Consider the following 22,236-nt stretch of genomic DNA (forward strand, 5'->3'; position numbering starts at 1 on the left):
ACATGCGTTGAAAATTGGCAGTATTTCATTTTCTTTTTCATGGTCTCTGGCCCTTCAAGCACTACTTGTATGTGTGTTAGGTGCGGGTCTTAATGCTCTCAACCCACCCTTTGATAGTACAGGGATAGCTACATTTGGTATAGGTGCGGCAGTCTACGCTTCACTTCGGTTTTCTCCTTTTATTTCCATTCCTATTGCACTTGTTGTCAGCCTTCCCTTATGGCTTAACGACGGGAGCATAGTTGGAAAGGAAAGCCTTACTCTACTGCCCATCGTGCTTAGCTTTTTTGGCTATAACAAGTCGCTTAAACAGGTGATAAAAGTAGGCGCAGGCTTTTGGTCTATTGTCTTTCTGCCCATTCTTGTTTTAGAGCATTCTCTTTATGATGGCGATAACGCAAATATGCTGTTTTCGGGTGTGCTGGTCACCTGGGTAAGCGGTGTATTTGGTCTTGTAACCGGACACTTTTCGTATTTGGCAGTCCACGGGCTTAAGCGACAAACATCAAGTAAGTCCGAGCGGGTTACGCTGCATTTTCTTTTTGGGTACTTCTTTTCCGGTTGCTTCTTCGTTGCTTCCATGGCAGTAATTTATTTGTCGGTAAGTCTGTTTCAAAAACAGCAAGAAAGACAAATTCACAGTTACATGTCGCAGCGGGTGAATGTGCTGGAGTTCCAACTTTCGAATTTTATTCAGCAACACCAAAGTGCCATTATTAGTGCAGCGCAAGTGTTGTCTAGCGAGGTATCAAACAGCGATTTCGATAATGCAGCGGTGACAAATTTGCGGGTGTTGGCATCGCACAATCCAGAATTTTTGACCTTCCTCATTGCAGATGACAATGGCGATCTTACCCACGCTTACCCGCCTAGCCTGTTGGATAAGGCAAGACAAAGCGGCTTGTCAAATGTGGCTTACAGGCCGTATTTCTTTGAAGTCATGCAGACAGGTAAACCATTCCTTTCAAATGTATTTCAAGGCCGAGGTTTTGGTAACGATCCAATTGTAGCCTTGTCAGCCCCTATTACAGATGCAGATGGCACTCCAAAAGGTATTGTAGAGGGCTCTTTATCGTTAAAGAGCTTTTCTGCTATTGATAACTTAAGCTTGGGTGGTTTTTTGATGCTCATTGAGGATCAAAAAGGCGAAGTTATCTATGCATCTAAAGGCCTGAAGATGAAGCCACTCACTAAAGCACCTTTTTATATTTGTGAACCTGATTGTGCTGTTGAGGTGGAGAACGGGCCTCAGGGGAAAACATGGTTGAGGTTAGCGAAAGATATGCCTTTTGCTAGCTGGAAAGTTAGCTATTACTTCGACAAACGACTGCTAATGGCATCAATGAGTAATTATTTGCTAAAAGACTTGCTGCTGCTATTGGCATTATCTGCATTTGGAACATTCACCGGGTACGTAGTTGCAAAAATGGTCGGCGCGCCTATTCGTCGCCTTGTTCGCTATATTGCCGAATTCGACCCCACACAAAAAGAAGGTGTTAAAGCACCACAAAGGGCACTGCACATTCAAGAGCTCTCGTCGCTAAGCGATGAGTTCGTGAGTTTAGAAGCCCGATTGCTCGATGCATTTGAAGAGCTAAAGGTTGCAAGAGAAGTAGAGCAAAGCCTGAATGTCGAGCTAGGGGAATTGAATCAGTCTTTGGAAAAGCGCATAGAAGAGAAAACCGAGCACCTTGCGTTAGCGCTTAAAGAAGCGGAAGCCGCGAATGTGGCGAAAACGCAGTTTCTCGCCAACATGAGTCACGAGATTAGAACGCCAATGAATGGCATTATTGGCTCATGTGAATTGATGCTCGAGAACGAGTTGCCGGAAAATGTTTCGGCTAGAGCCAAAACAATTTCACGCTCTGCTAGCAATTTACTTATCATCCTGGACAGTATCTTAGATTGGTCGAAGATTGAATCGGGTAAAATGCTTACCGATATTCAAAGCTGTGCCATTCGCGAGTTACTTGAAGCTTCTTGTGACCTCTACCGTCACGCTGCGCAAGTAAAAGGGTACGATATTGCTTTGTATATTAATCAGGGCGTACCTAACGCACTGAACATTGATGCAGGGAAGGTGAGTCAAATCATCAATAACTTACTTAGTAACGCGATTAAGTTCACCAGTGATGGTGTCGTGACGGTTAACGTCAGCTATGCCCACCAAGGACTTAAAATTTCGGTTAGCGATACGGGAATAGGCATTGCTCCCAACAAACTACGCCTTATTTTTGATAAGTTTGAGCAAGCCGATCCGTCCACCACTCGAAATTTTGGTGGCACAGGATTAGGTTTGGCCATTTCTAAAGGTTTGGTTGAGCTTCTTGGTGGAGAGCTTTATGTTGAAAGTGAACTGGGTAAAGGAACAAGCTTCACCTTCCACATTCCTGCCACAGTAAGTGAAGAAAAAGAGCATGCAGAAAATGAGGTGATTCCGTCATTACCTGATGGATTACGGGTTTTATTGGCTGAAGACAACGACATTAATGCTGAAATCGTCATGGACATGCTCAAATCGTCCAACATCAAATGTATTAGAACGAAAAACGGGCAAGATGCTGTTAAGGCCGAGAAGAGGCACGATTTCGACGTAATTTTAATGGATTGCCAAATGCCGATCATGGATGGTCATACAGCATCGAAACTTATTCGAAGTGAAGGCAGGAATAAGGACACGGTCAGGATCATCGCCTTAACCGCCAATGCGTTTATCGAAGACAAAAATGCCTGCTTAGAAGCAGGCATGAATGCGCATTTAAGTAAGCCTATTCGAAAGCAGGTTCTATTTGACTGTATTGCCCGTGAACTTGCTAGCGTTTGAGGCTACATCAGTGTTATCGCTCGGCGCTTCGCTAACGAATCGCAGTACAATATACCCTAAGCACGCCGAGACAAGAGAGCCGGTTAAAATGCCCACACGCTCGTCAAAAATTTGATTGATACCTGTCTGTGCAAAGGCCAGTCCCCCAATGAATAAGCTCATTGTAAAGCCAACGCCGCAAAGTAGCGCACAGCCATAGATATGCTTGAAGTTAAGATCCTCTGGTAACTTAGCCAGCTTTAACTTCACCATTAAGTAGCAAAAACCGAATACGCCAATTTGTTTACCCACAACCAAGCCAAGAAAGATCCCAAAGGTAACAGGATGAAAAATACCCTCCGGACTGATGTTACCAAAACTTATGCCGGCGTTAGCGAAGGCGAATAAAGGTAGGATCGCGAAACTCACCGAGCCATTCAAACCGTGCTCTAGTCGCGTTACCGGAGAATAAGATTCGTCTTTCTCATCCCGCATAGGAATAAAGCCAGCAAGTACGACACCTGCCAGTGTGGCGTGAACGCCTGACTTCAACATGGCTACCCACAGAATGATTCCCACAAAAACATAAGGCGGAATATCTACCACATTGCGTTTATTCATTTGCCACAACAGCAATAAACAACCTGCAGCAATATACAGCGCACCCGCGGTAATGTGCTCGGTGTAAAACAGGGCAATAATTACGATAGCACCGATATCGTCAATAATAGCCAGGGTGACTAAGAAAACTTTCAGGCTCGTAGGTACTCGACTACCTAGTAGCGCCAAAATACCTAACGCAAACGCGATGTCAGTAGCGGCGGGAATTGCCCACCCTGCAATGGCTACGGGGTTGTCCCAGTTGATGCCTACATATATCAAGGCGGGTAGTGCCATACCACCTACAGCACCCGCTGCGGGTAAAATAATATCTTTGGGATTGGCCAATTCACCTTCGCAGATTTCCCGCTTCAGTTCCAGACCCACGTGAAAAAAGAACACCGCCATTAACCCGTCGTTAATCCACAGCAATAATGGCTTATCGATAGCCCACGTACCGGCTGATATTTGTACCGGCATACTGATTAAATGATCGTAAAGCGTATCTAGGGGAGAATTAGCAATAATGAGCGCAAGAATCGTTGCACCCATTAACAATATGCCGGGAGCGGCTTCGCGATTTAAGAAGTCAGAGACCACGTCTTGTACTTCTTCTATCACCTCATCAAGTACGTCGGGTTCGTGTTTATCTGTCATCAATAACCTCTAACGCCCGTTCATGGTCAACGTCGCAAAATGTGGAAATAAAAGCGTTCGTTAATCCGTGTAGTCAGGCAACTTTTCTACATAAATTAATTATAGTTAATACGACTGACAGCGAAGAGATAGATCACCCTTATAAGAGAGTAGCCTCAACAACCCTTAAGCGAGTGGCGCTATAATTGACGCCATTTACGGTGGGATTTTGAACGGTTTTACGCTACAATCGCGGCCTTTCCAAGGTTGTCCACTTTACCTACCCCGAGGATCTCTAGATGGCAAAAGTCGCGATTGTAATGGGTTCAACTTCAGACTGGCCTACTATGCAGCAGGCCGCAAAAATGCTGAAGTCGTTTGGTGTTGAATTTGAAGCGAAGGTGGTGTCGGCGCACCGTACACCCAACTTGCTAGTAGAGTTTGCAGAAAGCGCTGCAGATGAAGGTTTTAGCGCAATCATTGCTGGCGCAGGCGGCGCAGCTCACTTACCGGGTATGATTGCTGCACACACGCATTTACCTGTGTTTGGCTGCCCGGTTAAATCAAAAGCGCTCAACGGATTAGACTCACTGCTTTCTATCGTTCAAATGCCGAAAGGCGTTGCGGTAGGTACACTGGCAATAGGTGAGGCTGGTGCAGCAAATGCGGGTCTTCTCGCGGCACAAGTTGTTGCGCTGCAAGACGAAAGCGTACGCAATGCCGTTATCGCTTTTAGAAAATCGCAAACTGATACGGTACTTGCTTCAAGCAATACGTTGGAGCTAGATGAATGAGAGTAGTCGTTTACGGCGCAGGCCAACTTGCTCAAATGATGTACCTGGCGGGTAGCCCGTTAGGTATTGACGTTCAAGCTGTGGATGTAAACAACGATACCGTTGTACATCCAGTTAGCAAAACCCCTCTTGAAATCTCACTTGCTCAAGCATTAGAAGGTGCAGATGCTCTTACCGTAGAATTTGAACATGTACCTGAAAGGCTTCTTGAAGACGCGGCGAAAACAAACAAGTTGATGCCAAATATCGACAGCATTCTCGTTGGCGCCGATCGCGTACGTGAGAAAAAGCTGCTTGAAAGCATGCAGGTGGCAAATTGTGAGCACCAAATAGTTACCGACCTTGCCCAGTTAGACGATTGCGTAAAGCAGTTGGGTAGCAAACTTATTCTTAAGGCTAGCCGCGATGGCTATGACGGATATGGTCAATGGCGTCTAAGTGATGAGGCTGACTTACCTGAACTAAAAAATGCCCTTCAGGGATTAGATTTGCAGACCGTGCCTTTAGTGGTTGAAAAAATGGTGGCTTTCGACAGAGAGTTGTCATTAATCGGTGTACGCAATGCTAATGGCGACGTACGCACCTATCCACTTGCTGAGAATTTGCATCACCAAGGTCAACTTCACGTGTCGGTTGCACCAGCGACTAACGTTGATGATGCACTTCAGGCCCAGGCTCACGATATTTTTGTGAAACTTGCTGAGGGTATGAACTACGTCGGTGTGCTGGCTGTGGAACTATTCCAAGTAGGCGACAAGCTACTTGTAAACGAACTTGCTCCTCGTGTACATAACTCCGGGCACTGGAGCCAGTCGGGCGCTGTAACCAGCCAGTTTGAAAATCACTTACGTGCAGTCTGTGGATTGCCTCTTGGTGACACGTCAGCCATTGGCCCAAGCGCTATGGTCAACATTATTGGTTGCAGCAGCTTCTCGCGCGATTTGCTAAGCATCGATGGTAGTCATCTTCACTGGTACGGAAAATCTGTTCGTGAAAAGCGCAAGATGGGACACATCAATGTCACCACGAATAGTTATGGAAGCTTGGGTGAAAAGCTCATGGCATTGAGCAAATATTTACCGCTTGAGTACTTCCCAAAATTAGTTGGTGAAGCAACGCGATTAAAAGGTTGACACCCACGCGTTTATCGCTAGAATACGCATCCGCTGTCTAGGCAGCGGTTTTTAAAGTGTGCCGACTTAGCTCAGTTGGTAGAGCAACTGACTTGTAATCAGTAGGTCGCCAGTTCGATTCCGGCAGTCGGCACCATTTTTCTTTTTTCCTATGCCAATCTTACGTACACTTGCTTACGAGTATTCATTCGGAGCAGACTGTATGTCATTTTTTTCCAAATCACTTAAACCGTTAGTTATCGTAACTGGCTTATTTTCTTTAAGCATGTCTGCGACTATTTACGCGCATGGCAATGACCATGATAACCATCACATGCCAAAAGAGCAGCACAAGCACGCCAGTAAGCAATCAGAAGTAATGGTAATGAATGGTTATGCCAGAGCGACCTTTGCTTTGGCAAAAACCGGCGCAGTGTACTTTACTTTGCATAATCATGGTGACAGCGATAAAACACTGACGTCTGTTTCAGTATCAAGCGATGTAGCAAGTGAAGCGCAAATCCACACAACGGTGATGGAGGAAGACGTGATGAAAATGCGTGAGCTAACTGACGGCGTTATAATAAAAGCGGGCGAAATGGCCTCTTTTGAATCAGGCGGCCGTCATATCATGTTGATGGGGCTGACCAAAGGATTAGAAGAGGGCAGCGAAGTAGCACTAACCCTCACATTTAGCGATGGGAGTGAACTACCGGTTTTGCTACCTGTTAAAAAAGAAGCGGGCGAAAGCCACCATCACCACCATTAATAGAGTGGCTGAGGCAGAATGTATAAAGTCATCGATTAATGCGATGAATGCAATCAACTAAACCGTTAATCTAAATCAAAATTTCTGTAGTACTATTAACTTATATTATTTAAACCAAGATTTTTCAGCGCCGATGAATGGACTGAAGGTAAATCTAAAAAGGGTTTTAACGTTAAGGAGTGTGACATGAGCAAGATTGATATTGGTATTTCTGAGAGCGATCGTAACGCAGTAGCAGAAGGTCTTAAAAAGCTATTGGCCGACTCTTACACTTTGTACCTTCAAACGCATAATTTTCACTGGAATGTAGAAGGTCCGCAGTTCCGTGAATTGCACCTAATGTTCGAAGAGCATTACACAGAGCTTGCCGAAGCGGTAGACGAAATTGCAGAGCGTATTCGTACTCTAGGTGTAGCTGCACCGGGCACATATAAGTCGTTCGCTGAGCTTAGTTCAATTGAAGAAGTGGAAGGTGTACCTGAAGCGACGGAAATGGTGAGATTGTTAACTCACGGTCATGAGCAAGTTGTGAAAACCTGCCGTGAATCGTTAAAGCTAGCGCAAGACGCAGACGATGAGTCATCTGCAGCGTTAATTGGCGATCGTATGCGCGTTCATGAAAAAACTGCGTGGATGCTTCGTGCAACATTACCGAAGTAAATCGCTACATAAGTGCGGTGACAGTGATTTAACATAGGCTTAATCGGCCAGTCACCTTTATCGCATAAGCAAGTAAAATTATTACAAAGGGTACAGCAGCGCTGTGCCCTTTTTTGTATACTGCCTTCCACTAAGAATAATAGAAGAAGCCTGTGTGAACGCGCACACGGCTTTTTAAAATGAGGCTCCTAGCGATGAAACCATCAACTATTTTAGCTGTACCATTCAAACCTGTGAGCGCGCTAGCGCAGTCACTTACTTGTGTATTGGCGCTTACGATCAGCCACTCCGCTTTAGCTCACGGAGATCATAAACATGGCGAAGCGCATGAAATCACCGACAGCGATATTACCGTAACCACGCTCGCTGAAGGGCTTGTTCATCCTTGGGGAATGGCATTTTTGCCAAATGGCGATCTGCTAGTTACGGAACGTGAAGGTGGCATTCAGCGTTTATCAAAAGACGGTAAGTTGTCAGGACGTCTAGGTAATGTGCCTAAGGTGGTTGCGCAAAACCAAGGTGGTATGTTGGACATCGCTATCGACCCGGATTTTGCCAGCAACAACACTATCTACTTCTGTTACAGCAAAGCGAGTGAGGTTGAGGGCAAGCCGGGCAGCAGTAGCAGTGTTGCAAAGGCTAAGCTTACCGACTCAGGCCTTGAAAATGTTGACGTTATCTTTAGTGCCGACTCAGTTGTCGATAACGGCTTTCACTTTGGCTGTCGTTTAGCGTTCGATGCTAAAAAGCACTTGTACATCACCATGGGCGACCGCTACAAGTACATGAAAGAAGCGCAGAACACCGATAACCACTTCGGTAAAATTGCACGCATAAACCGTGACGGCAGCGCAGTAGAAGATAACCCATTCACAGACGGCAAAGCCCCTGAAATATTCAGCTATGGTCACCGCAACGTGCAAGGCGTTACTATTCATCCTGAAACTGGTGCGGTATGGGCGATGGAGCATGGCCCGAAAGGTGGTGATGAAATCAATATCCTTGAACGCGGTGCAAACTACGGTTGGCCTGTGATTACCTATGGTGTTGACTATAGTGGCGACATTATCAGCGACAAAACCCATATGGATGGCATGAAGCAGCCTTGGGTGTATTGGGACCCATCAATTGCGCCAAGCGGCCTAACGTTCTACCAAGGTGAAATGTTCAAAGAATGGAACGGGGATGTACTGGTGGGGTCGTTGAAGTTTACTCACCTTCGTCGCATAAAAGTAGAAGATGGAAAGCCCGCAGAGCAGTTTGAATATGTTCGTGACAATCACGCCCGTATTCGCGACGTTGAAGTTGGCCCAGAAGGTGCCATTTACTTACTGACCGATGCACCGAACGGCAAAGTATTAAAGCTAACCAAATAGCATAATACCAGTCCGCATAGATAAGTGCTCACTCAGAAGGCGCTGGCAAGCTTCATAGCGAAGCGTGGGAATGCAGGAATGGCTGTTCCCTTTCAAATTCTGGTATAAGACGTAGAATGAGAAAAGGCGCCGCTTCATTGTTATTGTAAAATGAAGTAAGCGCCTTTTTTATTTATAAGGACATCGGGTCTCGTATTGACTTATTCGCCGTCGTTATTCTTCTTGTAGCGTTCAAACCACGCCACAATATTTCCTACTTTCTGTATTAAGCGAGAAGGGCGGCTTGCAATGCCGTGTGAAGCCCCTGGAATTCGCACCATTGCAGCATCGACACCTTGTAACTTCAACGCTTGATAATACTGCTCTGTCTCGCTAATTGGCGTACGGTGATCGGCTTCACCGGTTAGCAGCATAGTGGGTGTTACTACGTTGCCCACTAAGCTTAAAGGGCTACGCTGCCAGAGTTTATCCGCAATAGTCCACGGCATATCTGCCATCCAGTAGTTGCTAAAGTACGGGTATGCGTCGGCAGTCAATGAAAAGCTCATCCAGTTAATAACCGGCTTCGCCACAACAGCTGCACTAAAGCGGTCTGTTTTACCAATGGACCATGCGGTAAGGGTTCCGCCGCCTGAGCCGCCAGTAATAAACAGATTCTCTGAATCTATATAGCCTTGCTTAACAACCGCGTCTACCACATCCATTAGGTCGTTATAATCTTCTGATGGGTAGTTATGGTGGATCAAATTACCAAAGTCTTCACCGTAAGAGCTGCTGCCCCTTGGGTTAGCCCATACCACGACATAACCTTGCGCGGCCATTAGCTGAATTTCCATGGCAAAGTGAGGGCCGTAGGCTGCATGTGGGCCGCCATGAATTTCTAAAATTAGCGGGTATTTTTTGCTGCTATCAAATCCTGGTGGCAATGCAATCCATGCGTCGATAGGTAGCTCGTCCACACTTGATACTACGGAAAGATCTTGTACTTCTGCCAGCGTTTTATGACCAAGTGCGTCGCTGTTTAAATCGGTAAGTTGCGTATCGTCTTTGCCTTTTCTATAAAGCGCCAGGTCGCCAGGCACAGTACGGCTTGCCGTGGTGTAAACAATGTCGCCTTTATCACTAACTGCGAAGTCGCCCGACGTGTAAGGGCGTCCAAACGCTTGTCCACCTATGCTAACGTCGATAGGTTTCACATCCCCTTTCAGGCTCACTGCAGCAAGTTTAGTTTCGCCATGATCAAGGTAAGAAAAGATTAATCCTCGGCTGTCTTTGCGCCACTCAAATTTGCCTAAGCTTCTATCTAGTGACGTAGTTAAATGGGTGATGTCCCCACTTTCAAGCTCAAGTACCACAAGGTCGCCATTCTGATAAGAAAGCTTTCTGTCGTTGAGCTGAGTAAATGCAAGGTATTTTCCGTCGGGACTCAAGGTTGGTCTACCTTCAGGCCCTTCGATATCGGTAACTTGTTCAACTGCCGCAGTGTTCACATTCACTTTATAGATGTCGCTAAACAAAGGGTGTAGCGCGTAGTCTTCTCGTTGTGGTGTGGCGAAGTAAATCCAGTCATTCTCTTTAGAGAAAGAAAGGGTACCGCCGCTAGGGAATTTTCCAGTTGTTAATTGACGCGGCGTACCGCCTTCAACAGGCAGAACAAATATCTGGTCAAAGCCTTCACGCAAGTAGCCTCTTCCGTCACCTCTATACTGCACCGCATCAATATAGGTGCCTTGGTCAGCCCACTTTGCTCCTTTAGGCTTGCTCGGCATGCCGGTAAACAATGGCTTTTGCTTTTCTTCGGTAAACTGGGTGAAGGCTAAGGTTTTGCTGTCATGAGACCAGGTTAACTGACGAGGTGCTTCGCCGGTGTTGGTCAAGCGCACAGACTGCATGGTATCTAAGTAATAGAGATGGATTTGTGCGCGGCCGTTGACCGATTTTGTATATGCCACCATTTTACCGTTGGGCGATAAGGTAGCCTGTGACAAGTTTTCATCTACACCAATAAACGGGCGATGCTCACCGGATTTAATATTTACTTGCCAAAGTCGGCTTTGTCTTCCGTCAGTCATGATATCCATGCTCTGACGAGAATAAATTACCGTATCCTTATTAAGAAACTGTGGGTTGGCCACAAATTCTAAGTTAAAGGTGTCATCGTATGTCAGCGCATTTAAGCTAGTCGAATCAGAGGCAGATTCCTGCAATGCATTGGCCTGACTTATACCTAAAACCAATAGTGATAATGCAGTCGAGGTAACACATAAGCCTTTTCGTACTGGTCGAAAGGCGAAACGAGACGCAAACATAGTTGTTCCTTTTGTTATTGTTTTTGCGCTGAGCGCGATAGGTAGAATGTTCGCTGTCGTGTGCCTAGCGTAAATCCTAGCGCAAATGTAGCAACCTGCGAACGTTGTCTCTAACCATATCGCTTTCGTTTCTTTTATGTAAAGTGCGTGCGGTGAAGAGGCTGGATTGTCCGTTAAAAGTACATATCCAACATTAAGCGCAACGTTTAACAACGCAGGGCGCAAGCAATGGTGGTTGTCATTATTAATAGAGGGCTGGCCGTCCTTTAAGCCATTTGAGCTTTACTCGCCTTTAAGGCTAATTTTGCCTACAAGAATATCTTTAAACATGACCCAGTCGCCCATTAGGCTGTAAAGCGGGTGTTTAAATGTTGCAGGGCGATTTTTCTCAAAGAAGAAATGACCTACCCAAGCGAAACCGTAACCTACTAGCGGAATAAACCACAGTAGCGACCAACTCGCCATAAATACTGCTAGTGCTATAACGCCGAGAACCAGCCACGAGCCGATAAAATGAAGCGTGCGGCATGTACTATCTCTATGTTCATTTAAATAAAACGGGTAAAACTCTTTGAATGAAGCAAAATGCGTGTCAGCGCTTGTTTGTGTAGACATAAAACCCTCTCGGCCATAAGCATGTATTTTATAGAAGTAGAGTGACTTAGTAGCAGTGTTTTACACTACGTTAACATTCTATTCTGAAATAGATCGTCGTGAATACGACAAAAAGAGAATGAGTTTTTGCAAACATGCGTGCTCACTGGCACAAATCCAACAAAGTGGCGAATTAAGAAGCGCTTCCTAGTGCAAGGCGCGTGACCAAAGATAGCCTACCTTAACCTTGTAATTTCAGGCCGTCTGCCCCATATTCCTCTCAATACAAGAAATTAAAGGCCTGCGTTATGGAAAATCTCGTTGCGAATAGCCAAGCAACCATCGTAGATATTACGGTAGAAAACTTTCAACAAATCATCATTGAAGCGTCGCAAGATAAGCTGGTGCTAATCGATTTTTGGGCAGATTGGTGCGAGCCCTGTAAAGACCTTATGCCTATTTTGGAAAAGCTGGCGGGTGAATATAGCCAGCACTTGATCCTGGCTAAAGTAGACTGCGAAGCCCAGCAAGAAGTCGCTGCACAGTTTGGTATTAGAAGTCTACCAACGGTGATGGTGGTGCAAAATGGTCAGCCTGTTGACGGCTTTGCGGGTGTGCAACCTGAGCAGCAAATTCGCGAAATGCTCGCTAAATATTTGCCTAATCCTGAAGACGATCTACTTGCCACTGCTGGCAAAGCGATTCAGCAAGGTGATTATGCAGAGGCACTGCCCGCAGCTAAAGAAGCCCTAGCGCTTAACCCAGATAACGTAAACGCTAAATATATGCTTATTGATTGCTATATCGAGACCGGATCTATCGATACAGCCAAAGCGTTATTGGAAGAAATTAAGCTGGTGGATCAAGACTCTCGCTATAAGAGCTTAGCGGGAAAAATTGAATTGGCAGAACAAGCCGCCGACACTCCTGAAATTCGTCAGCTTCAAGCAGCGGTAGAAGCGAATCCAGACGACTTGCAGCTTAAAGTTGATTTAGCGGTACAGTTGCAGCAAGCGAACAAAGCACAAGATGCACTAGAGCTTCTTTATAGTGTGTTAAAGAAAGAACTTGGGTTTGGCGACGCCAGAAAGCTGATGATGGATATGGTGAATGCGCTTGCCGACGGCGACCCGTTGAAGTCGGAATACCGCCGAAAAGTTTATAGCTTATTGTACTAACAACGTCAGCATTTTAGCGGCTGTCGTAGGGGACAATGAGTCGAGTCTGACTTTGATAAATTGACTGTACGAGGTTCGTGCTGGTACTTGCAGGTGAAGGAGAACGCATGCTGACGAATGTCACCGTGTGTATTTCTACTTCGATTGCTGTATTTATTTAGGCGAGAGAATAGGGGAGAACCCCTCTTTGTGCAGCCAATTAAGTGCTTCGAAATACTTTTGAAAATAATCGCGCTCGTAGTTAGCTGATTCAGCGTCACGGTGCTTAGATGGGTGGGTTCGTTCTAATTGGGCCCGCCTAACCATTCCGGTATCCAGCACGTAAGCTGAGCGTGTGAGCCCTCGCGAAATGTTCACCTTTATTGCTTCTGCTAAACGGGTTTGGCATTCAGGCGTAGAAAGCACCCAGCGGCGTCCGTCCATTAGGGCAGCCCAAGGCTTATTGTCGAACTTAGCAATAAGTTCATGCATTTCTTCTATAAAAAACTCTGTCGTTTTCAGGTTCCACGCCCCGGTTGCAAACACCTCAAGTACGTTACCTGAGACATCCAATGAATAATTTCCGTATTTAGGAAAACGCATAAAATACCTTTAATGTTTGTCTGCGTGGAACAGACGGAGCTTGCTAACTCGGCTAACAAAAACATCTTGCCTCTATAGGGTATAGCAGAGTTCTTAAAATTTGCTGTAGTTGTGTTTATATAAGAAATATCACTAAGCACGTCGATTTGGGCAAAACAATTTACACTTAATTTGTAAATAAATGTTTTGTTGCAGGCGCAGATTCATGCGAAAAAGGTAGAAATTTGATAGGGTTTACGCAGTTTTTATATTGGGCAATAGAGCATGGCATATCAGCATTTTTATACGGGTTTTCTTAATGCGAACAAAGGTAAACAGCATTATGCATGTCACAGCCACTACTTTTGGCCCGACTGCACGCGTGATGCAATGCTCAACTACTGGGATGACAGCGCTAAGTATGTTGACGAAAAGTGGGGATATTTCTTCCAAACTTTGGTGCCAGAGCTACAGCAGCGCATTAGCAACATACTGAACACTGGAGCACCACAGCAAATCGTTTTTGCGCCCAATACCCATGAGCTGCTTTATCGCGTAATGAGCTGCATCGATAGTGCTGCGCCTTATAAAGTAGTGTCGACAGACAGCGAGTTTCACAGTTTTCAGCGCCAAGCGACTAGGATGCAAGAGCAGGGTGCGATAGAACTTATTACCGTACCTACTAAACCCTACTATACGTTTGCGTCGCGCTTTAAGGCTGCCATCGCCGAACACGATCCCGAGCTGGTTTTCTTTAGTCAGGTGTTTTTTAATTCCGGATACGTGGTGAACGATGTCACAGATATCGTAAATAGCGTAACTAACGACAATACCCTTATTGTGGTTGATGGCTATCACGGGTTTATGGCAAAGCCTACCGATATAGCGAACATTGCCCACCGAGCCTTTTATCTTGCCGGTAGTTACAAATATGCTCAGGCAGGAGAGGGGGCATGTTTTGCGCACGTACCCGTGGGCTGTGAGCTAAGACCCGCATATACTGGCTGGTTTGCAGAGTTTGGCGAGCTAGATAAGCCTCGCAAGGTTGGCGGCAAAGACAGCGTTCAATATAGCCTAGATGGAATGCGCTTTGCCGGTGCGACGATGGATTTTACCGCGCTCTACAGATTAAGAGCCGTGCTTCGTATGTTCGACGACAATGGCATTGATGTCGCTACAGTTAACGAATACGTAATGGGCATGCAGCGCACATTTCTAGAGAAACTTGCTACCTGCAACCATCCCTTGCTAAACGAAAAACATCTAGCAGTAAGTGATGAAGCAAACCGAGGGCATTTCCTTACCTTTGAATTAGATAGTGCCGATGAAACAAAAGCCCTTGCTTCAGCGCTTAAAGAGCACCATATCCTTACCGATTTTAGAGGAAACCGCTTACGGTTTGGTTTTGGTCTGTACCACACCCCTGAGTACATTGATTTAACCGCACTGAATCAGAAAGCGTAAGTCGTTGCTTTAAACATACGTAAATATTAACGTCACACTTATTTAAGGATAGTTTTATGGAGTGGCTACTACCCGCTTTAGCGTTGGTACTTATTATAGAAGGAATAGGGCCGCTTCTTTTTCCTAATAAATGGCGCAATTATTTACTTCAGATAAGCCAACAGCCCAGCAATCAACTGCGTCAAATTGGCGGAACCCTTGTGATAATAGGCGCACTACTGCTGTTTTATTTCAGTTGAGTTAGCGCCCAGATCTAGGCATTAAGAGGCGTGAAGCGGTGTGAAAACGGAACTCATCAAACACTGCCACACGCTTTACCATAATACATAGTACGAAAAGGAGCGCGACTTTACCGTTGACTGAAAAGTGTGCTCTTAAACCTGTATTCAACATTCAGAGGTATATTTTCAGCCCTTTGAATACCTCATTAGCTTTTAAGCATCCAATGCCCGCGAATAATAGCAAAACGTTATATAAATGGGGCATAGCGCAGACTGCGATAGACCGTCTGTTCAGCTTTTTTACCAGGTAATGTTTAGAAAGCTTTAAAAATTAGCGTCTTAGAATGTTTGTGCTGAAAAATAAGAAGCCAAGCCTTATTTCAAAAAGGCTCGAGCGGCAGTGGGTCATCTTTGTGATTTCAAAAATAAAAATAAAATAGTCGTATTTTTGTTCGAAAAAGAGATGATCCTTGCCCTAGAATTTTGTAGAATCCCCGCCTAATTTTCTTACACATATGATTCATGGCAAAGAACGTTGTGGTACTCGGCACTCAATGGGGTGACGAGGGTAAAGGCAAGGTCGTAGACCTACTCACTGATCGCGCAAAATATGTTGTTCGTTACCAAGGCGGACACAATGCAGGTCACACTCTAGTAATCGACGGTGAAAAAACCGTACTTCACTTAATCCCATCAGGCATCCTACGCGATAATGTTACCTGTATTATTGGTAACGGTGTTGTGCTAAGCCCTGACGCACTAATGAAAGAAATGACTATGCTTGAAGAGCGTGGCGTTCCAGTGCGCGAGCGATTAAAGATTAGTGAAGCTTGTCCGCTTATTCTTCCTTATCACATTGCACTAGACGTAGCGCGCGAAAAAGCCCGCGGCGCAAAAGCAATTGGTACAACGGGTCGTGGTATCGGTCCAGCGTATGAAGATAAAGTAGCCCGTCGTGGATTACGCGTTGGCGACTTGTTTAATGCAGAAGACTTCGCAGCAAAGCTGAAAGAAGTGCTAGACGTGCATAACTTCACGCTTACGCAGTACTATGGCGAAGAAGCAGTAGACTTTGATGAAACCTTAAAAGGTGCAATGGAAGTTGCTGACATTCTTAAAGCAATGGTTGTTGATGTAACTGACGAACTAGACAAAGCACACAATGCTGGCTTGCCTATTATGTTTGAAGGTGCACAAGGTACACTTCTAGACATCGATCACGGTACTTATCCTTATGTTACGTCGTCAAACACTACCGTTGGTGGTGTAGCAACGGGTGCTGGCTTTGGCCCACTTAAGCTAGATTACGTACTGGGTATTGTTAAAGCATACACTACGCGTGTAGGCTCAGGTCCTTTCCCTACTGAACTAGAATGTGAAGTAGGCCAACACTTAGGTGTTAAAGGTCACGAGTTTGGCGCAACTACAGGCCGTAAGCGCCGTACAGGTTGGTTCGATGCAGTTGCGATGAAACGCGCAGTACAAATTAACTCTATTACAGGTTTCTGCTTAACCAAGCTTGACGTACTAGACGGTCTTGAAAGCCTTCAAATTTGTGTAGGCTACAAAGATGCAGACGGTAACGTGAAAGACGTTCCACCTATGGCGGCTGACGGTTACGAAAAAGTAACCCCAGTTTATGAAGAAATGCCGGGCTGGACAGACAACACCTTTGGTGTAACTGAGTTTGAAGCGCTTCCACAAGCAGCGAAAAACTACATTAAGCGTCTTGAAGAGCTAACAGGTGTGCCGGTTGATATCGTTTCAACAGGCCCTGACAGAAACGAAACTATCGTTTTACGCAGCCCATACGACGCGTAATAGTTTCACATTAAATATGTTTAAAAGCCCAGTGTTTACTGGGCTTTTTTGTTTGTAATTTTTCGACTTTTTACTTTTATATAATTTTGTTATTGCTTCAACGTTAACTGTTTATACTTCTTAAGTGTAACGTCAGCCACTTGCACCTAAAATACGAGCTCATTAAACATTAATTAACAATTTAGTTGCGTTGTCTTCGAACATCCCTATTAATATAAGATAGTATCAGTTAATTATTGCGCTGCTTTGCCCGACAACAATCTTAAGATGAGCCATAGAATTGTTGCAGTGGGTGTTATGCTATCGGAGCCTTCTTATGCCAAATAGACCTTCTCTTCACGCAGTGGAAACTGGCGTGTGTTTCGTTGACGTTGTTCACAAGCTTAACGACAGTTTCGATACAGGGAAAACCCAGTCCTTGGAGTGGCGTAAAAGCCAGTTAAAAGCATTAGAAACTTTACTGAAAGACAACCAGCACGACATTTTGCAGGCCCTTAAAAATGACCTGGGCAAATGTAAGACCGAAGCCATGGTAGCGGAACAAGGGTTTCTGCTTTCTGATATCAAGCATACGCTTAAGCATTTGGATAAATGGGCAAAGCCACGCAAAGTATCAACGCCCATGGTGGCATGGCCAGGTAAGAGCTTTCGCAAGCCTGAGCCACTTGGCACTGTGCTTATTATCGGAGCGTGGAATTATCCGCTTCAGTTATTGCTTGCCCCTTATATCGCCGCTATTGCTGCGGGCAACTGTGCGGTATTGAAACCCTCTGAATTGGCTGAAGAAACCTCGTCGCTGGTGGCTAAGCTTATCCCCCAATATATGGATAATTCATGCGTTGCCGTAATAGAAGGCGGTAAAGATGAAGCGACGGCGCTACTTGCCTGCAAATGGGACCATATTTTTTACACCGGTGGTGAAGTGGTGGGCAAAATTGTCATGAGCGCCGCGGCCAAACATTTAACGCCAGTAACCCTTGAGCTTGGCGGTAAGAGTCCCTGTTTTGTTGATAAAAACACAAACCTTGCTGTCACCGCGCGCCGTTTAGTGTGGGGTAAATGGATGAATGCGGGCCAAACTTGTATTGCGCCTGACTATGTCATTGTTGAAAAGGGCTTTGAGCAAAAGCTTATTGATGCGGTTAAAAAAGAGCTGAAAAAGCAATACGGCAAAGCACCTTTATCGTCACGAGATTACGGCAATATTGTTAATCATCGTCACTTAAAGCGTCTTGAAAGTTACCTTGAAAACGTCAATGTGGTGTATGGCGGCGAGCTAGATGAATCTCGTCCAGCAATGGCGCCTACCCTTGTACTGGAGCCATCGCTAGATAGCCCGCTAATGAAAGAAGAGATCTTCGGCCCTATTCTACCTATTATCACTGTTGACAACATGGAGGCGGGCATTAAGTTTGTGAACAGCAGGCCTAAGCCACTCGCACTTTATGCATTTAGTGATAAGGACGATGTGCTTGATAATATTATCAGCAAAACCAGTTCAGGCAGTGTGTGTACTAACGACACTATGCTGTTTATGACTAACCCTGAGTTGCCGTTTGGTGGCGTAGGAAATAGCGGCATGGGTAGCTATCATGGCCAAGCAGGTTTTGATACATTCAGCCATATTAAAACGGTAATGAAACGTTCATTCGCCCTCGACGTGTTCTTTCGTTATGCACCGTTTTCTAAGTTTAAGCTGTCGTTGCTTAAGAAGTTTTTATAACAGGAGTTTTCATGGTTCAACCTTTTCATCTTGCCATTCCGGTCACTAATTTAACCGACGCAGAAGCGTTCTACGGTGAGTTGTTGGGTTGTGAAAAGGGCCGTAGTGACACCCAGTGGATAGATTGGAACTTCTTTGGCCATCAATTAGTGACCCACTGTGTAGAGGCTATGCCGTCGCCACCTTCACATAACGGGGTAGACGATCATGCTGTGCCGGTGCCGCACTTTGGCGTTGTGCTAACCATGGACGATTGGCAAGCACTGGCAAGTAAATTAGAGGCTGCCGATACCGAGTTTGTTATCGCACCTTACATTCGTTTTAAAGGTAAGCCGGGTGAACAAGCCACCATGTTTTTCAAAGACCCTTTCGGCAACGCGTTAGAGTTCAAAGCGTTCGCCGATATTTCTCAGCTTTTCGCTTCATAATAATGGGGGCAGTTGCTCTTTGCCGTACATCAAAGAGCTGCCTGATACTAGGCTAGCGCTTCTTCTTTTTTGGTTTGAAGCGCTTATATAAAAGCGCAACACCTGTAAGGGTGAACAAAAAGGCGCTGCCCGAAAAAGCAATTAACCACGGCGTGTTAAAGTTACTTCTGTCCTTGTAATCCATTATGTGCAACATCCACATAAAATCAAACAGCCGCCATGTGTCGGTACGTACGCGCAGAACACTGCCAGTGTTTGGGTCGATATAAAACCGCGAATTTAGGTCGTCATCGAAGTTTACCTGCCATAATGGCGCAGACAGGTTTTGCACTTCTTGAGGCAACACGCTTAATAGCCGGGTCTCACCAATATCGCCAGTACCTGCGTATTGCCCTTTTGCTGCTTTACGAATAGCGCTTTCTTGCATGGTTTGCAAAGCTTCACCTGTTAATGCGCTGTAGCGATAGGCAATGTTGTCATCCACGACATGATAAACAGGAATAGCATCAAGCGTGTTTGGGTCAGCATGGTCTACTTCATTTATACGGTGAGTAAGTGAAAGTACGGCAGCGCTACTGTGGTGGCGCAAAATGTCTGAAGGGGTAACCGTAACGTTGTGCCACGACGTAGTGACGGCGTGTTTTAAGTGGTTGCCTCTTACTTCATCGATAGGTAACCACGCCATAACCAGACCACTTAAGAACCATAGACCAATTTGAATGAACAGTATTAAGCCCAGGTAGTTGTGCGCTTTGCGCATAAATTTCATCATCAGGTTTTTTGGTTTTATTATCAAAAGGCTATAACATCAGAAAACAATAACCGAGTAAACCGAAGAAGAGGGCGGTTTTGAATAAAGCATTAGTGCTGGTAGACGTACAAAATGTGTATTACACCTGCCGTCAGGCGTACAAACGTAACTTTAATTACAACCAGTTTTGGCGTGAACTTACCTACAATTTAGACATAGCACATGCTTTTGCATACGCCATAGACAGGGGTGACAGCAAGCAACGTGAATTTCAAAACATTCTTCGTGCTATTGGGTTTGAAGTAAAGTTAAAGCCTTTCATTCAACGTGCTGACGGCTCGGCGAAAGGTGATTGGGATGTAGGTATAACAGTAGATGCACTTGAACACGCCGACGATGTTGATGAGATCATTTTGGTGTCGGGCGACGGCGATTTCGATATTCTTGTAAACGCCCTTAAAGCAAAAGGGAAAACCGTAACGGTGTACGGTGTTCCTGCATTAACGGCTGAAAGTATTCAAAAAGTGGCGTCTAAGTACGTGCCTATCGACGCCACGCTGTTGTTGTAGTTTTCAGCTTGTACTTTGTTCAAGGCTGAACTAATCACGCTGAGCCCCCAAACCTCCGCTAATGTGGCTCAGCTAACAGCCCTGTGCTGATAAGGCTGTACTAATATGGTTGTACTAGGCTCTTACCTCGTCCGCTTTTTTCAGATGCGGCTTCTACACCCTCTTTAGTACGCTTAATTAAATGCACATCACCAAAGCGACGGTTATCTATGGTATAGCCCATTGCTTTAAGCTCATTTACCGTTGCCTCTGTAAACCCGTCGTGCATACGAATGGTGTCTTTGGGCAATAGCTGGTGATGAAAACGTGGTGAGTTCACGGCCTCTTCAGCGCTCATATCGTAAAGCAGGGCATTCAATAGCGACTGAGTTACTGACGAAATAATGGTAGTGCCGCCAGGAGAGCCTGTTACCAGTACCACTTGGTCGTCTTTAGTGACCAGCGTTGGCGTCATAGAAGACAGCATGCGCTTGTAAGGTTCAATAGCATTCGCCTCACCACCCACTGCGCCAAAGAAGTTAGGCACGCCAGGCTTAGCACTAAAATCGTCCATTTCATCATTCAACAAAAAGCCAGCGCCAGTCACAACAACACCGCTACCAAACGTAAGGTTGATGGTCGTTGTATTGGCAACCGCGTTACCCCATCTGTCCATAATGGAGAAGTGTGTTGTATCTTCGCTTTCTTTTAAACCAGGCTTAACGCTTGGGGTATCAGAAATACTGGTAGGCTGAATATCTGCTGCGCGTTGAGTAATATAGTTAGCGTCAGTAAGCGCTTTTACCGGAACACTAACAAAGTCAGGATCGCCCATGTATTCAGCGCGGTCGGCAAACACGCGCTTACCTATTTCAGACATAACGTGAATGTATTCAGTACTGTTTTGCGCTGGCAAGTCGTGCGTTGCGTCATAGGCTTCTAGCATGCCAATCCACTGGGCAACGGCAACACCACCAGAGCTTGGAGGAGGTGCGGTCACCAGCTCATAACCTTGCCAGTTTAGGTGAAGAGGTTTGCGCCACACTGCTTTGTAAGCCAGTAAGTCTTCATAGGTAATAAGTCCGCCGTTTTGCTGCATAAAATCAACAATATGCTTTGCTACATCGCCTTTATAAAAGCCATCCTTTCCCTGTTGCTGAATAGCTTTAAGCGTTTTCGCTAGCTCTGGCTGTTTGAAGGTAGTGCCTGCTTTAGCGTGTGCAAAATACTCGCTAAAGTTGTTATTGATAGCTGCTTCTTTGGTACGCTCAATATAGTGATCAATGTTATTGGCCAGCTTCTCGTGAACCACAAAACCTTGCTCGGCCAAATCAACGGCTGGTGCGAGTAGACGCTCCCAATCCAATGTGCCGTATTTTTTATGCGCGGCCCACATACCAGCAACGGTACCAGGAATGCCAGACGCTTTAGCCCCAAACAAAGACTCGTACGGTTTTACGTCACCTTGCTCGTCAAGATACATATCGCGATGCGCATTTTCAGGTGCCATTTCACGGTAATCTAAAAAGTCGGTGTTATCTTCAAACTTTATTGTCATAAAGCCGCCACCGCCTACGTTGCCCGCCTCAGGTAGAGTAACAGCCAAGACAAACTGTGCCGTAATAGCAGCGTCAATTGCGTTACCACCTTCTTGGAGTACCTGCATTGCAGCATCGGCACTGTAGCTGTCAGGCATGGCAACGGCCTGTTGGCTAAGCCCTACTGTATTGTTGCTAGCACTATCAACAGGGGGATTTGGCGCATGGGAACATGCTGCCACTACTGAAATAAATGCCACTATTACCGAGATAAACCCGACGTTAGCTATCCGCTTTTTCATTACAAACTCCTTGTTACAGACATTGCTAAACCTTTGCGATTAGCAACT

The 22,236-nt window shown here is 45.5% G+C and carries 19 protein-coding genes and 1 tRNA gene; 14 read left to right on the forward strand and 6 right to left on the reverse strand.

Annotation, left to right across the window (positions count from 1 at the left end; all coding sequences use genetic code 11):
* The first annotated feature begins 7 nt into the window (after positions 1 to 7).
* Positions 8 to 2,824, forward strand: a complete 2,817-nt coding sequence (locus MASE_RS02050; RefSeq protein ID WP_014948096.1) for an ATP-binding protein — start codon at positions 8 to 10, stop codon at positions 2,822 to 2,824.
* Here the strand turns inward: MASE_RS02050 and nhaA are convergent.
* Positions 2,786 to 4,060 (reverse strand): Na+/H+ antiporter NhaA, encoded by a 1,275-nt coding sequence (gene nhaA, locus MASE_RS02055; RefSeq protein ID WP_014948097.1) that lies wholly within the window; start codon positions 4,058 to 4,060, stop codon positions 2,786 to 2,788. The two genes, MASE_RS02050 and nhaA, sit on opposite strands and share 39 nt — an antisense overlap.
* Positions 4,061 to 4,338: 278 nt before the next feature.
* Between nhaA and purE the strand changes: the two genes are divergently transcribed.
* The 6 genes from purE to MASE_RS02085 all read left to right on the forward strand — a co-directional run bounded on the left by purE (position 4,339) and on the right by MASE_RS02085 (position 8,750).
* Positions 4,339 to 4,833: a 5-(carboxyamino)imidazole ribonucleotide mutase gene (gene purE, locus MASE_RS02060; RefSeq protein ID WP_014948098.1), complete on the forward strand. Its 495-nt coding sequence runs from the start codon at positions 4,339 to 4,341 to the stop codon at positions 4,831 to 4,833.
* Positions 4,830 to 5,966, forward strand: coding sequence for a 5-(carboxyamino)imidazole ribonucleotide synthase (locus MASE_RS02065; protein WP_014948099.1), 1,137 nt, complete (start codon positions 4,830 to 4,832; stop codon positions 5,964 to 5,966). Before purE ends, MASE_RS02065 begins: the two co-directional genes overlap by 4 nt.
* Before the next feature lie 60 nt (positions 5,967 to 6,026).
* Positions 6,027 to 6,102 (forward strand) — tRNA-Thr (locus tag MASE_RS02070).
* 66 nt (positions 6,103 to 6,168) lie between these two features.
* A complete protein-coding gene (locus tag MASE_RS02075) occupies positions 6,169 to 6,714 on the forward strand; it encodes a copper chaperone PCu(A)C (RefSeq protein ID WP_014948100.1) in 546 nt (181 codons plus the stop codon).
* A gap of 186 nt (positions 6,715 to 6,900) precedes the next feature.
* Entirely contained in the window at positions 6,901 to 7,374 is a 474-nt protein-coding gene (locus MASE_RS02080; RefSeq protein WP_014948101.1) for a Dps family protein, read from the forward strand.
* A 194-nt stretch (positions 7,375 to 7,568) separates the two neighbouring features.
* Positions 7,569 to 8,750 (forward strand): PQQ-dependent sugar dehydrogenase, encoded by a 1,182-nt coding sequence (locus MASE_RS02085; protein WP_014948102.1) that lies wholly within the window; start codon positions 7,569 to 7,571, stop codon positions 8,748 to 8,750.
* A 200-nt stretch (positions 8,751 to 8,950) separates the two neighbouring features.
* On the opposite strand, the gene MASE_RS02090 is transcribed toward MASE_RS02085, so the two are convergent.
* The gene (locus tag MASE_RS02090; protein WP_014948103.1) at positions 8,951 to 11,059 is read right to left on the reverse strand and encodes a S9 family peptidase; all 2,109 of its coding nucleotides are present in this window, start codon (positions 11,057 to 11,059) and stop codon (positions 8,951 to 8,953) included.
* Between the two features lie 282 nt (positions 11,060 to 11,341).
* Positions 11,342 to 11,674, reverse strand: coding sequence for an Mpo1-like protein (locus MASE_RS02095; RefSeq protein ID WP_014948104.1), 333 nt, complete (start codon positions 11,672 to 11,674; stop codon positions 11,342 to 11,344).
* Positions 11,675 to 11,961: 287 nt separating this feature from the next.
* Between MASE_RS02095 and trxA the strand changes: the two genes are divergently transcribed.
* Positions 11,962 to 12,831, forward strand: a complete 870-nt coding sequence (trxA, locus tag MASE_RS02100) for a thioredoxin (RefSeq protein WP_014948105.1) — start codon at positions 11,962 to 11,964, stop codon at positions 12,829 to 12,831.
* Positions 12,832 to 12,984: 153 nt separating this feature from the next.
* Here the strand turns inward: trxA and MASE_RS02105 are convergent, their stop codons facing one another.
* Positions 12,985 to 13,413 carry a hypothetical protein gene (locus tag MASE_RS02105; protein ID WP_014948106.1) on the reverse strand — a complete coding sequence of 143 codons (429 nt, stop codon included), beginning with the start codon at positions 13,411 to 13,413 and terminating at the stop codon, positions 12,985 to 12,987.
* Positions 13,414 to 13,677: 264 nt separating this feature from the next.
* Here MASE_RS02105 and MASE_RS02110 point away from each other — a divergent pair, with 264 nt between their 5' ends.
* The 5 genes from MASE_RS02110 (at position 13,678) to MASE_RS02130 (ending at position 19,049) form a co-directional block, all read left to right on the forward strand.
* A complete protein-coding gene (locus MASE_RS02110) occupies positions 13,678 to 14,856 on the forward strand; it encodes an aminotransferase class V-fold PLP-dependent enzyme (RefSeq protein WP_014948107.1) in 1,179 nt (392 codons plus the stop codon).
* 56 nt (positions 14,857 to 14,912) lie between these two features.
* Positions 14,913 to 15,095, forward strand: a complete 183-nt coding sequence (locus MASE_RS02115; protein WP_014948108.1) for a DUF2065 domain-containing protein — start codon at positions 14,913 to 14,915, stop codon at positions 15,093 to 15,095.
* A gap of 504 nt (positions 15,096 to 15,599) precedes the next feature.
* Complete coding sequence (locus MASE_RS02120; protein ID WP_014948109.1) at positions 15,600 to 16,898, forward strand: adenylosuccinate synthase; 1,299 nt, start codon at positions 15,600 to 15,602, stop codon at positions 16,896 to 16,898.
* A 316-nt stretch (positions 16,899 to 17,214) separates the two neighbouring features.
* A complete protein-coding gene (locus MASE_RS02125) occupies positions 17,215 to 18,621 on the forward strand; it encodes an aldehyde dehydrogenase family protein (RefSeq protein ID WP_014948110.1) in 1,407 nt (468 codons plus the stop codon).
* 11 nt (positions 18,622 to 18,632) lie between these two features.
* The gene (locus MASE_RS02130) at positions 18,633 to 19,049 is read left to right on the forward strand and encodes a VOC family protein (RefSeq protein ID WP_014948111.1); all 417 of its coding nucleotides are present in this window, start codon (positions 18,633 to 18,635) and stop codon (positions 19,047 to 19,049) included.
* A gap of 52 nt (positions 19,050 to 19,101) precedes the next feature.
* On the opposite strand, the gene MASE_RS02135 is transcribed toward MASE_RS02130, so the two are convergent.
* Positions 19,102 to 19,821, reverse strand: coding sequence for a PepSY domain-containing protein (locus MASE_RS02135; protein WP_041693355.1), 720 nt, complete (start codon positions 19,819 to 19,821; stop codon positions 19,102 to 19,104).
* 77 nt (positions 19,822 to 19,898) lie between these two features.
* On the opposite strand from MASE_RS02135, the gene MASE_RS02140 reads away from it, so the two are divergent.
* Positions 19,899 to 20,369 carry a LabA-like NYN domain-containing protein gene (locus tag MASE_RS02140; protein WP_014948113.1) on the forward strand — a complete coding sequence of 157 codons (471 nt, stop codon included), beginning with the start codon at positions 19,899 to 19,901 and terminating at the stop codon, positions 20,367 to 20,369.
* Positions 20,370 to 20,469: 100 nt separating this feature from the next.
* Here the strand turns inward: MASE_RS02140 and ggt are convergent, their stop codons facing one another.
* Positions 20,470 to 22,188: a gamma-glutamyltransferase gene (ggt, locus tag MASE_RS02145; protein ID WP_014948114.1), complete on the reverse strand. Its 1,719-nt coding sequence runs from the start codon at positions 22,186 to 22,188 to the stop codon at positions 20,470 to 20,472.
* Between the last annotated feature and the right edge of the window lie 48 nt (positions 22,189 to 22,236).

The sequence above is a fragment of the Alteromonas macleodii ATCC 27126 genome (assembly GCF_000172635.2).
GTDB classification, from domain to species: domain Bacteria; phylum Pseudomonadota; class Gammaproteobacteria; order Enterobacterales; family Alteromonadaceae; genus Alteromonas; species Alteromonas macleodii.